This window comes from Cupriavidus necator (assembly GCF_013141915.1).
Classification (GTDB): domain Bacteria; phylum Pseudomonadota; class Gammaproteobacteria; order Burkholderiales; family Burkholderiaceae; genus Cupriavidus; species Cupriavidus necator_B.
In genome coordinates this window covers 156568-168721 of the sequence record NZ_SROX01000011.1, presented here as the reverse complement: position 1 = coordinate 168721, position 12154 = coordinate 156568, and the positions used below count along the sequence as shown (strand labels likewise).

The following is a 12154-nucleotide window of genomic DNA, read 5'->3' as shown; positions in this document are numbered from 1 at the left end:
CGACCAGCCATGCAACAGGAACGCACCGTACGAACCCTCTCGCCGGAAGCCGAGACGATGGCCCAGAACTGGCCGCTCATCTCGGCCCTGCTGGGAGGGACGAGCGCCATGCGGGCCGCTGCACAGGCGTTCCTGCCGCAGTGGCCGAATGAGCCGGACAAGAGCTACAAGGACCGGACCGCCACAGCGACGCTGTTCCCGGCGTTCTCGCGCACTGTCGAAGTGCTGGGCGCCAAGCCGTTCTCGAAGCCACTGACCTACAGTGACGATGTGCCCGCAACGCTCAAGGCGTGGTGCGAGGATGTCGACCTGCAGGGGCGAAACCTCCATGCGTTTGCCGACAGCGTGACGGCCGATGCCCTCGCGCGCGGGATTGCCGGCATCCTGGTCGACTACCCGACCGTCACCGGCGTTCGCACAAAGGCGGACGAGAAGAAGATTGGGGCGCGGCCGTACTTCGTGCAGATCAGCTTCGAGAACGTGCTGGGCTGGAAGTCGGAGCGGATCGAAGGCGTCGAGACCCTGACTCAACTGCGCTTGCTTGAGGTGGCGGTGGAGGAAGACGGCCCGTTCCACGAGAGGCGCGTCCCACAGGTTCGGGTGCTGTACCCGGGACGGTGGGAGACCTGGCAGAAGAGGAAGGATTCCACGACCGGCGAAGAGAAGTGGACGCTGGTCGGCGAGGGTACGACATCCCTCCAGAAGATCCCATTCGTCCCGGTCTACGGCAATCGAACCGCCTTCATGATGGGCACGCCGCCGCTGCTTGAGCTGGCGCACATGAACGTCGAGCACTGGCAGTCGAAGAGCGACCAGCAGACCATTCTGCACATCGCTCGCGTGCCGATCCTATTCGCCAGGATGCTCGGCGACAGCAAGATCGTTGTCGGCGGCGCCCAAGCGGTCCAGAGCGACAGTGAGCACGGCGACCTGAAGTTCGTCGAGCACAGCGGAGCGGCCATCGAGGCCGGTCGCCTGTCGATCCTGGACTTGGAAGACCGCATGCGCCAGGTCGGCGCCGAGTTGCTGGTCATCAAGCCGGGCAATACCAGCATCACGCAGACCGTGGCCGACAACGAGCCGGGTATGTGTGCGTTGCAGCGCATCACCCAAGGCGTCGAGGACGCACTCGATGCCGCCATGCAGCTCATGGCTGAGTGGGCCGGCGAACAGAGCGGTGGCCACGTCCAGCTATTCAAGGACTTCGGCGTCCACACGCTCTCCGAGGCGTCGCTGCAGTTGCTGCGGGAGATGAACGTCGACGGCACGCTGTCCGATGAGCAGTTGTTCATTGAGGCGCAGCGCCGAGGACTCGTCAGCCCCGATATCAAGTGGGAAGACGAGAAGAAACGGATCGCGCAGAACATCCCCAAGCAGGGAAACGTCAGCATCAGCGACTGACCCGAAGCAGATCACCAGGCCGCAGCTAACCACTGCGGCCTTTTTCATGTCCAGACGGCGGATGCCCGAGGGCGAATCGCGGCGGATGCCGCACAGGAACATAGGGCGGATGCCCGGAGAAAGCCACCATGCCATTCAAGTTCGACGCTGACGGTCACATCGTTCTGCAAGAGGTCAACGGTCAGAAGTTGCCTGTATTCGTTCACGCCGACGGCAAGGAAGCGCCGTTCGACGGTGACGGGACGGTAACCACGATCGGACGGCTGAATTCGGAGGCGAAGGGCCATCGGGAAGCGAAGGAAGCGGCCGAAACAAAGCTCAAGTTGTTCGAGGGGATCGACGACCCAGCCAAAGCCAAGAAGGCGATGGAAGTGGTGGCGAACCTGGACGGCAAAAAGCTGATTGAGGCCGGCGAGAAGGACAGGGCAATTGCCGAGGCCATCAAGGCGGTCGAGGACAAGTACGCCCCGATCGTCAAGGAACGCGACGACCTCCAATCCTCGCTTGTGGCTGAGAAGGTTGGCGGCAGCTTCGCTCGATCGAAGCTGATCGCGGACAAGCTCGCCATTCCGGCGGACCTGGTGCAAGCCCGTTTCGGTGATGCGTTCAAGGTCGAGAACGGCAACGTCGTCGCGTACGACAAGTCGGGCAACAAGATCTTCAGCCGCACCAATCCTGGCGAGCTGGCTGGCTTCGACGAGGCGCTGGACGTCCTGATTGAGCACTACCCCCACAAGGATCAGATCCTGAAGGGGTCCGGTGCATCGGGCGGCGGCGCACGCGGAAATGGTGGTGGCGGCGGGAAGCGGACGCTTTCGCGCGCCCAGTTCGATGGCATGAGCCCGGCGGATCAAGCCGCTGCAGCCCGTGACCCGAACGTAGCAATCACGGACTGACCAGTCCACCCAAGCAATCCAAGGCCGCCTAGAGCGGCCGTTTTATTTTGAGGGTCTACCCAAATGAAGAGCACTTTCTCGAAGCTGCGCGTGATGGCGCTGGCAACGGTGGCGTCCGTCGTCGCCCTGTACCCGGTGGCGACCGTCGCCAAGGTGGCGGCCCGCATGTTCGAACTGATGCAGGACGCGGTGACGCGCCCCGCGCAGTACGGCGTGGCGGCTGCCAACACGCTCACCGGCCTGATCCCGACTCTCTACGAAGCGCTGGATGTCGTTTCGCGCGAGATGATCGGCTTCATCCCTGCTGTGTCCCGCAACTCGTCGGGCGAACGAGCCGCGTTGAACGAAACCATCATGGTGCCGATCACGCCGGCGACCACGCTGGCCGACAACACGCCCGCCGTCACCGCGCCGAACACTGGCGATCAGACGATCGGCAACGTGGCGATGACCATCAGCAAGTCGAAGCACGCACCGATCCGCTGGGCCGGTGAAGAGCAGCGCGGCATGCTGAACGCAGGCACCTACGGCGGCGTCCTGCGCAACCAGTTCGTCCAAGCATTCCGCACCCTGACGAACCAGATCGACGCCGACCTGTTCACCACGATCTACCAGAACGCCTCGCGCGCGTACGGTACCGCTGGCACCGCCCCGTTCGGGACCGCGGGCGATCTGAGCGATATCGCTCAGCTTCGCAAGATCCTGGACGACAACGGCGCGCCGCAGTCCGATCTGCAGTTCGCAATGGGCTCGTCAGCGATGGCCAACCTACGCGGCAAGCAGAATGTGCTGTTCAAGGTGAACGAAGCCGGCACCGACGCCCTGCTGCGCGAAGGCATCATCGGCCGCCTGGAAGGCTTCGACCTGCGCAACAGCGCTGCGGTCACCGCCGTGACCAAGGGCACCGGCGCGTCGTACACCACGACCGCGGCCGGCTTCGCGGTCGGCACCACCCAGATCCCGCTGATCACCGGTACCGGCACCGTCAACGCGGGTGACGTCGTGACTTTCGCCGGCGATGCCAACAAGTACGTGGTGGCTGCTGGCATCTCGGCGCCTGGCACCATCACCCTCGCTGCCCCGGGCCTGCTGCAGGCGATCCCGGCCTCGGCCACCGCGGTGACTGTGGGCAACACGGCCACGCCGAACCTCGGTTTCAGCCGCAGCGCCGTGCAGCTGATCACCCGCTCGCCGCAGATGCCGATCGGCCCTGACGGCAAGGCGATGGACATGGCTGACGACGTGATCCAGGTCACCGACCCGAAGACCGGCATCGTCTTCGACGTCGCCGTGTACCGTCAGTTCATGCAGATCGTCTACCACGTGCGTCTCGCGTGGGGCTACCAGGCGATCAAGCAGAACCACATCGCCACGCTGCTGGGCTAATAGCCCGATGAGGGAGGGCGGCTTCGGCCGCTCTTTCTCCGCTCACGGAGGAAGCATGCAACTTGAAACAGTCAAGGTTGTCTCGGAAGTGTCCGAGGACAACCCGCACGGCTACATCGTGATCAACAAGTCCGACCTGACGGACGAGCACAGGCTTTTCGTGGAAGGCGCGCCGGAGAAGCCAGCCCGCGGCAAAGCCGTGAAGCAGTCGGAAGAGTGAGATGGCGCTGACCGCCGCTCAACTGACCGACGTGCGCCGCTTCATGGGCTATCCGCTCGTCGGCACGACGATGGCCATCACGAATGACCAGGACGTCGTCTACGGCCACTTCGGGATGGTCGTCATGTCGCTGCAGCAGCGGCTGACGTCGCTGTCGGCGAGTGAGGAAGCGGTCCTCATCAACACCTACCTGACGAACCTGAACGCGCTCGAGAGCGCGATCCCGGCCGTGAGCGACAACCTAGACACCGCGCAGGCGGCGGTCTGGACGCATAACCCTCGCGAGCAAGCGGACAGGGAAAAGCTGCTCGACTCGTGGCGCCGGCGCCTATGCGGGTTCATCGGGTTCGCCCCGGGCCCAGCACTTGGGCCTGGCGGCATCAGCGTGGGCCGCGCATAGCAGGGGTTTAGCATGGATGCAGCAAAGCTGCAGGATCGCATCTACGCCGGCTATGCCAAGGCAGCCAAGCGGATCGGCTACGTCTATGACGTCTACCGGCCGGCGGCCGCAGCGAACCCGCTAACCGCGGTCGTCGCGAGCCTGAACGCCTCGTTCTCGGCGCAGGAATGGTCCTACACGCGGCCCGGCCTGCCCGAGAAGCCGTACTGGTACTGCCTGATCGATGGCCGCCTGACCCAGTTGGGCGACTACCTGGTGCGTGGCCAGCAGACCTACTTCATCGGCGGCATGCAGGACAACCTGCCAATCGTCGCGGTGGAGTGCAACCGCCGTATCTGGGTGACGCGGCCACCGGTGCAGTCTGGCGTCGGCAACGTGGGCTATTCCGGCCTGTGCGCCGGTGACGACGAGTACGTTCTCGGCTCACCGGGCGGCGCCGGCGGCTGGCCGTGCGCTGAACTGTTCGGCGGCAAGACGCGGACGCACACCGATCTGCCCGCTTCGGGCGACGAACATGGATTCCGCATCTGGCTGCCGGCCAGCGTGCCGATCGTGCTCGCCTCCGGCGACATCGTCATCGACGACCTCGGCCGGCGCTTCAGCATCGGCGGCGCGGAGCGGTCCGAGCAGATGTGGCGGCTGGATTTGACTGAGGTTCACACGTAATGGCCGGTCTCGCGGACGTATCCAACGCCTTGGTGGCGCTGATCGCGCAGATCGCCTACCCGAACGGGACGAGTCAGCCGTCGATCACCGGCCAGGCGATCAAGGTCTACGCGGGTTGGCCTGTCCCGGCTGTCCTGACTGCCGATCTGAAGGCCGACAAGGCGCATATCTCGGTCTTCCCGCGCGCGGTGAAGTACCTCCAGAGCGCCAAGTCGAAGTGGTCGGCCCTGACCGAGGCGTCGCACACGGTGACGCTTACCGTCGCCGGCCAGAACGTGGCCGTCGGCGGGACGATCTCGACCCCGCAGAACGTGTCGCTGTGGATCGATGGGCACGCGTACCCCTATGCGGTGCAGGCCGGCGACACCCTGACCGGAATCGCGACTGCGTTGGCCGCGCTCATCAGCGTGGACCAGCCTGCGACATCAGCGGGGGCCGTCGTGAGCATCCCAGGCGCCAAAGACATCTCGCCGCGCGTAGGCGGCATGGCGACGCGCATCCGGGACGCCCGCCGGCAGGATCAGGAGTTCCTGATCACCGTCTGGGCGAACTGCTTTGACGCGCGCGACCCGCTCGGCGAGGCCCTTGACGCGGCGCTGGCCAGCCTAGTGCGGCTGACGCTGACCGATGGGTCGTTCGCCAATCTGCGATCGCGCCCGCTGCCGAACCCGTGGGACGACAGCGGCCAGAAGGAAGGCATCTACCGCCGAAACCTTTGCTGCTGGGTCGAATACGCGACCACGGAAGTTCAAGAGCAGTACGAAGTGACGCAGGGCGAGGTGATCGTTACCGATGACCTCGGCACTGTGCTGAGAGACAAAATTCTGTGAGGCAACCATGATCCTTCGCGTTATCTCCCCCTTCAACGGCTACCAGATCGGCGACGAGATCACCGACGAGAAGGCCGTTGCCGACATTCTGGCGTCCGAACAGGCCACCAACGTCGTCAAGGCCGCTGCGCCGGCCGCCCCGAAGTCGAAGTAACCACACATCGCATACTGCGAGCCACCTTTGGGTGGCTCTTTTCGTTTCTGGAGCCATCCAAATGACCGTTGTCCAAGCAGGGCAGGTGAACCTGACCGCCCAACAGGTGCCAGGCATCATCGTTGCCATCCAGCCGCCCGGGCCGGCGCCCATCAATGGCGTGCCGAGCAATATCGGCGGCATCGTCGGTACCGCGACCTGGGGCCCAGTTGGCGTTCCCGTCATGGTGTCTGACTACGCCGGCGGCGTGGCCGTTTTCGGCCAGATGCAGGCGCGCAAGTACGACATGATGACCGTCCTGAATTGGGCTGCGATGCAGGGCAAGGTCGGCGCCTTCTCGATGGTGCGCGTGACCGACGGCACGGATGTTGCCGCCTCGGCGGTTTTCGCTACCACCTTCGTCACCCTGACGTCGAGGTACACGGGCACGCTGGGCAACAGCATCAGCGCCATCCTCGCTGCCGGCACCGCAGCGAACACGGTGAAGCTGACCATCACCTTGGCCGGCTTCCAGCCCGAGGTCTTCGATAACATCCCTGGCACCGGCGCGACGCAGCGGGACAACATCGTCAAGGCGGTGAACCTTGGCAACAGCCAGTTCCGCGGACCCTCGACGATCTGCGTGGCGACGGCGGGCGCAGGCTCTACCGGCCCGACGCTGCCAGCAACGATCAACCTGACCGGCGGCACGGATGGCGCAACGACCATCACCGGCTCGGTCCTTCTCGGCACCGACACCGCGCCTCGCAAGGGGCTGTATGCCCTGCGCAAGTCCGGCGCGAGCGTGATCGCACTGGCGGACTGCGACGACTCTACCACCTGGTCCTCGCAGATCGCCTATGGCCTGGCCGAGGGCGCCTACATGCAGATGGTTGGCCCCGCCGGCGACACGATCAGCACTGCAGTGACCACGAAAAGCACTGCTGGCATCGACAGCTACGCCGGCAAGGTTATCTTCGGTGACTGGGTGTACGTCAACGATACGGTCAACAATCAGGTGCGCCTGATCTCTCCGCAGGCCTTCGCACTGGGCCTGATGGTCAACCAGTCGCCAGAGAAGAGCACGCTCAACAAGCAACTGCAGGGCATCGTTGCCACGCAGCGCACCTACAACAACCAGCCGTACTCGAACGCGGAGCTGCTGCAGCTGGTGCAGGCCGGCATCGACGTGCTGACCAATCCGTCGCCGGGCGGCAAATACTTCAGCTTCGTGCTGGGCGTGAACACGAGCAGCGACCAAGGCCAACGCGAGGACTGCTACACCCGGATGACCAACTACATCGCCTACAGCATCGATGCCTGGGGCGGCAAGTTCGTCGGTGAGTTGCAGGGCTTCGACGATGAGGACGATACCCGTGCAAACGCTTTCGCCGGCCTCGATCAGTTCCTCGCGAACATGAAGGGCGTCCGGCCCAAGATGATCGACGACTACAAGGTCGTGCTGGACAAGACGAACAACCCAGACGCGCGAATCCGCTCAGGCTGGATGCAGGGCGACGTTCAGGTGCGCTACATGGCTGTCGTGCGCAACTTCCTCGTGAACCTGCAGGGCGGTCAGACCACAGTCATCGTTCGATAAGCACCCGATAACCTTGCCCGGTCCGCCGGGCCTCTCTCTTTCTGGAGAAGAACATGCCGCAACAAGGGCTTTCCGTCGGGCGCGACACGACCCTGGTCATCCAGACCCCGACTGGTCCGCTGCCGATCCCGAAGCTGACCGCATTCCGCAAGAAGCAGGACACCACACAGGAGCGCGTGAAGCTGATCAACGGCGTCTCGCAACACCTGCGCTTTTTCGACGGCTGGTCGGGCTCGTTCTCGATCAACCGCGCGGGCCCGGAGATCGAAGGCTACTTCGATCAGATCGAAACCGACTACTACTCGGGCATCAACGAGCAGCCGTGCCAGATCTACGAGACCATCTCGGAGCCGAGCGGCGCCATCTCGAAGTGGCGTTATGACGGCGTCGTGCTGTCGCTTGACGATGGTGGTGAAGCCGCCGGCGACGCGTCCGTCAAGCTGTCGCTCACCTTCATGGCATCGCGCCGCATCCGGATCCTGTAACACATGACCAAAGTCACTCTCCGCCCGTCCGAGGAAGTCATCGCGCGCGCCGCTTCCGAGCATACCGTCACTGACTCGACCGGGCGCCAGATCGTGCTGAAGAAGCCGGGGATCTTGGCGCAATTCCGCCTGGTTGAGGCGATGGGCCCCGAGGCGGCCGAGAACGCGGTCTACCGCACGATGTGCATGCCGGTGATCTATGTGGCGGCCATCGACGGCGAGCCGATCATTCCGCCGACCAGCAAGCTGGAGCTCGAGGCGCTGATTCAGCAGCTCGACGAGCCCGGCCTGATTGCCGTCCAGCTTGGCATGGGCAAGGTCGAGGGCGGCGACGGCGGCGGCGCAGATACCGCAAAAAACTAGCCCGGGCCCCGGCGTTTCGGCAGGCACTGTGGCTCATAAAGAACGGCGTTCCCTATGACGTCGCGTTCTCCTACACCGATGCAGAGCGGTTCGCCGCATGCGTGGTGTTCCGCGAGCTAGAGGGCGCTACCTTCGACTGGGAAGCGATGTCGTACAAGGACCGACCGTGAAGAACTTTCGCAGCCTTGGCGACTTCGCCAACCACCTGACCGCGCTGGCGGCCGAGTCGACCGCGGTCACCGGCCACATGACGGAAACGGGTGCCGAGGTGATCCAGAAGATCGCCAAGTCGGAGATTGGCCATTACCAGCCCGCCGTGGGCCCGTTTGCCAAGTGGGAAGAACTCACCGCTGAAACGGAATTCGAGAAGATCCGCCAGGGTTATCCGGTGGACGCGCCGCTTCTGCGGACTGGGGAGATGCGTGACAGCATCGAAAGGACAGTCGCCGGTAACGAGGCCGCTGTCGGCTCGAACGAGGACAAGATGGTCTGGCACGAACTCGGCACGTTGCGAGTCCCGCCGCGCGCGGTGCTAGGCCCGGCTGCCATTCGAGCCGGCGAAGACTTGAAGGCGCGTTTTAGCCGCACCGTCGCTGCTTGGTTGGCTGGCCGGAGCTGGCGCCTGCCGCGACTCAAGTAGGCCAGCCATGGCTCCGCCAAGGACTGGCAAACCGACGACCACGATGTAAATCGCGCCGGTGATACGCCGCGCGCGCCGGTCCAGATGCTGCCGGTCGGTCAGTTGTGGCTTCGCCCGCGGAGGCTTTGGCTTCGGGTATTGCACCCATGAGACGTGGTCTGCAAGCCACTCATGAGCGCGGATCGTCAGTGATCGCATAGCCGATTTCTGGGTTCAGGAACGACAAGTATAGGTCACCATGATCGACGTTTATAAGATCGGCGCCACACTGGTGCTGAACGACCTGATCGCGCCTCAGTTGCTGAAGCTGGCGGCCGAGTTCAGGAAGGTCGATGTGCTGGCGGCCAACCTGAATCAGCATCTCGGCAAGCTGGACAGCCACGTCGCGGGCATTCGGGCGCTGTCCAACTCCAGCCGGACCATGGCAAACAACATGGGCCGCGCAAACAGCGAGGCGGCCCAACTGGCGCGCAGCATCAATGCCATGCACGCGGCTGGCGCTGCGGCCTCGCAGTCGGTATTCATGGGCGTTGGCGGTAGGGGAGGCGGAGGCCAGCGCCCGCCTGCGCTGCCCGGACCCCGCGGCTATATTTCTGGTCTACCCCGTCGCGGCGGAGGCGCTGCGGCCGGCGGAGGCGGCTTTGGTGGCGGCCATGGCGGCAACGTGCACGTCGGCCCCGGCGGCTTCGGTGTTGGCGCGATCGGCATGGGCATCCCTGGCGGCGCTCTTGCGCCTGTGGCGGCTGGCTTTGCCAGCATCTACATGACCAAGGCCTTGTACGATGCCGGCAAGGAGTACCAGGTCGCCTACACCCGGTTCAAGACGCTGAATCTGGGCGACGAGGTCAATAAGCAAGCCGACCAGTTCGCCCGCGGTACGAAGGTCTTCGGCACGTCCAGCGCCCAGCTGATGGAGACGCTGCGCGAGTCGGTTGGCATGTTCGGTGGTCTGGATCTCGCCAAGGAAGTCGCGCCGACGCTGGCAGCGCTGAATGCGGCCAACTCTGGGCTCTTCGGTGGCAAGGTCGGCTCCCTCGATGAGGGCGCGGTCCGCGCGGTCATGCGCTTCAACGACATGCGCGGCAAGACAAACTCGAAAGAGGACTTCCTGAGCAGCTTGGACCTTGCCCAGCGCATGGTCACCGGCTCGGGCGGCTCGCTGAAATTCGCTGACCTCGAGCAATTCGCCAAGACCGGCGGCGCGGCGTTTAAGGGGCTGAGCGATCAGGGCATCATGAACATGGCTACCCTGATGCAGGAGCAGGGTGGTTCTCGCACCGGTACCGCGCTGATGTCGCTGTACCAGAACCTGATAGCCGGTCGGACGCCGAAGAAGACGATGGCTGCGCTGGCAGACGCCGGCCTCGCCGAGCTGACAGAGGTCAAGAGCGGCAGCGTGGGTGGCAAGCAGATCAAGTCGATGGCGCTGAAGAACATCGTCGACGAGAAGCTGCTCCGCGAAGATCCGGCGGCATGGATCATGAAGTACGTCGACGCGGCGGCAATCAAAGCTGGCGCCAAGACTGACTCGGAGAAGATCGCCTTCACCAACCAGCTTCTGTCCAATCGGCAGGCGTCCAACATGGGCGCCAACTTCACTACGCAGCAGGAACAGGCACTGCGTGACGCCAAGCTGGTCAAGAACGCCAAGGGCACGCAAGGCACGATCGACGAGTTCAAAAAGACCGCGCCGGGCGCCGAGGCGGATTTCATTGCCGCGTGGGAGTCCATGAAGGCCGAGATGGGCCGCGGCGTACTCCCGACGGTCACGAAGATCCTGAACGCGGGTACGGAGTTCTTCCGGTCGGTGAACGATTGGGGGCAGAAAAACGCCGACATGAATGCGCGCCTGCAAGCTGCTGGCTCGCCTTTCTCGCTGGACCCGCGCGACATCGGCTCTGGCGGGGTGCTGGGCTGGGCCTGGCGTGCCGGCAAGGCGATGTTTGGCGGCGATCCGACGGCAGGCAAGGACAAGAACGACCGGCTGGCCGCAGCCAACCCGGTCGGAGGCTCCGCGCCGCAGATGGTGCAGGTAAACAGCACCGTGAAACTAGATAGCCGCGTGGTCGCCGAGGCTCTGACCTGGCACCAGTCAAGGGAGCTGCAGCGTCCGCAAACTGGGCCAAGCGGATTTGACCCGTCCATGTCGCTGCCGCCACCGTCCATGAGGTGAATTAATGGCTGATCTCGCGCTTTACCTGGGGGAAATGCAGTTCGATGGAACTGAAATCCCCCAGCAGATCGCCATCGGCGGCGAGCAGCGGCTCGTGACGCATGACTTGATCGGCGGACTGCGGGCGGTCGACGCCATGGGCGGCTTCTGCCTGCCGATCGAGTGGTCCGGCTGGCTGCGCGGGCAGGATGCGATGCAGCGAGCCCGCTACCTCGACACCATGCGGGCACAGGGTAAGCCGCTGGCGCTAACGTGGTCGGAGTTCATCTACGCGGTGGTCATCCGGACCTTCAGGGCCGACTTCCAGCGGTTCTATCAGATGCCCTACAGCATCGTGCTGGAGGTGGTCGAGGATCTCGGTCAGCCGGACCGGTCGCTGTCGGCTGCCAGCATCGACAGCCTCATCAGCGGCGACATGCTGACGGCAGGCGGATTGGTGGATGGCCTTGGCATGTCCAGCATCACCAGCCTGTTTGGCGCGGTCCAGACGGCGGTGGACGGCGTTTCGTCGTTCGCCAATGCCGCGCAATCGACGCTGAACAGCGTTCTGCAGCCGATCGCCGCGCTGCGCAATGAGGCGCAGACCATTGTCGCGCAGGTGAATAACGTGCTGGTCAACGTGGCGACGGTCGGCGGCATCCTGCCGAACACGCCGATCGCGCAGCAAGTGCAGAAGATCTCCGGCCAGATTCTGGCCGCGCAGCAGCTTCCGGCACTGGTGAACCTTGACCGCGTCATGGGGCGCGTGCAGGGCAACGTCGGCAGCGTCTACAACAGCGCGCGGCGCCAGACGGTCGCCGGCGGCAACCTGATGGACATGGCTGCGCAGCTTTACGGCGATGCGATGGCCTGGACCGGCCTCGCCAAGGCCAACGGCATGACCGATCCGGCGGTGACCGGCATTCAGGAACTGACTATCCCAGCCACCGCGGACACGAACGGCGGCATTCTGATCTCGTAG

General features: G+C 64.3%; 14 protein-coding genes. All 14 read left to right on the top strand.

Features of this window, described 5'->3' with window-relative positions:
• Positions 1 to 9 precede the first annotated feature (9 nt).
• The 14 genes from E5S69_RS20440 (at position 10) to E5S69_RS20375 (ending at position 12154) form a co-directional block, all read left to right on the top strand.
• A complete protein-coding gene (locus tag E5S69_RS20440; RefSeq protein WP_236901393.1) occupies positions 10 to 1401 on the top strand; it encodes a DUF4055 domain-containing protein in 1392 nt (463 codons plus the stop codon).
• Positions 1402 to 1529: 128 nt separating this feature from the next.
• Entirely contained in the window at positions 1530 to 2297 is a 768-nt protein-coding gene (locus E5S69_RS20435) for a DUF6651 domain-containing protein (RefSeq protein WP_171516443.1), read from the top strand.
• Between the two features lie 63 nt (positions 2298 to 2360).
• Entirely contained in the window at positions 2361 to 3683 is a 1323-nt protein-coding gene (locus E5S69_RS20430) for a P22 phage major capsid protein family protein (RefSeq protein ID WP_171516442.1), read from the top strand.
• Positions 3684 to 3738: 55 nt separating this feature from the next.
• Entirely contained in the window at positions 3739 to 3903 is a 165-nt protein-coding gene (locus tag E5S69_RS20425; RefSeq protein WP_171516441.1) for a hypothetical protein, read from the top strand.
• A 1-nt stretch (position 3904) separates the two neighbouring features.
• On the top strand, positions 3905 to 4303 hold the full coding sequence (locus E5S69_RS20420; protein ID WP_171516440.1) for a hypothetical protein: 399 nt from the start codon (positions 3905 to 3907) through the stop codon (positions 4301 to 4303).
• 12 nt (positions 4304 to 4315) lie between these two features.
• Positions 4316 to 4969, top strand: a complete 654-nt coding sequence (locus E5S69_RS20415; RefSeq protein WP_171516439.1) for a hypothetical protein — start codon at positions 4316 to 4318, stop codon at positions 4967 to 4969.
• Complete coding sequence (locus E5S69_RS20410; protein ID WP_171516438.1) at positions 4969 to 5799, top strand: hypothetical protein; 831 nt, start codon at positions 4969 to 4971, stop codon at positions 5797 to 5799. The genes E5S69_RS20415 and E5S69_RS20410 overlap by 1 nt, the downstream gene beginning before the upstream one ends.
• 7 nt (positions 5800 to 5806) lie before the next feature.
• Positions 5807 to 5953 carry a hypothetical protein gene (locus tag E5S69_RS20405; protein WP_171516437.1) on the top strand — a complete coding sequence of 49 codons (147 nt, stop codon included), beginning with the start codon at positions 5807 to 5809 and terminating at the stop codon, positions 5951 to 5953.
• 61 nt (positions 5954 to 6014) lie between these two features.
• The gene (locus tag E5S69_RS20400) at positions 6015 to 7532 is read left to right on the top strand and encodes a phage tail protein (protein WP_171516436.1); all 1518 of its coding nucleotides are present in this window, start codon (positions 6015 to 6017) and stop codon (positions 7530 to 7532) included.
• A 53-nt stretch (positions 7533 to 7585) separates the two neighbouring features.
• A complete protein-coding gene (locus tag E5S69_RS20395) occupies positions 7586 to 8017 on the top strand; it encodes a hypothetical protein (protein WP_171516435.1) in 432 nt (143 codons plus the stop codon).
• 3 nt (positions 8018 to 8020) lie between these two features.
• Entirely contained in the window at positions 8021 to 8380 is a 360-nt protein-coding gene (locus E5S69_RS20390) for a hypothetical protein (protein ID WP_171516434.1), read from the top strand.
• 166 nt (positions 8381 to 8546) lie between these two features.
• Positions 8547 to 9020, top strand: coding sequence for a hypothetical protein (locus E5S69_RS20385; protein WP_171516433.1), 474 nt, complete (start codon positions 8547 to 8549; stop codon positions 9018 to 9020).
• Positions 9021 to 9258: 238 nt separating this feature from the next.
• Positions 9259 to 11193, top strand: coding sequence for a hypothetical protein (locus E5S69_RS20380; RefSeq protein ID WP_171516432.1), 1935 nt, complete (start codon positions 9259 to 9261; stop codon positions 11191 to 11193).
• Positions 11194 to 11197: 4 nt separating this feature from the next.
• Positions 11198 to 12154: a hypothetical protein gene (locus E5S69_RS20375; RefSeq protein WP_171516431.1), complete on the top strand. Its 957-nt coding sequence runs from the start codon at positions 11198 to 11200 to the stop codon at positions 12152 to 12154.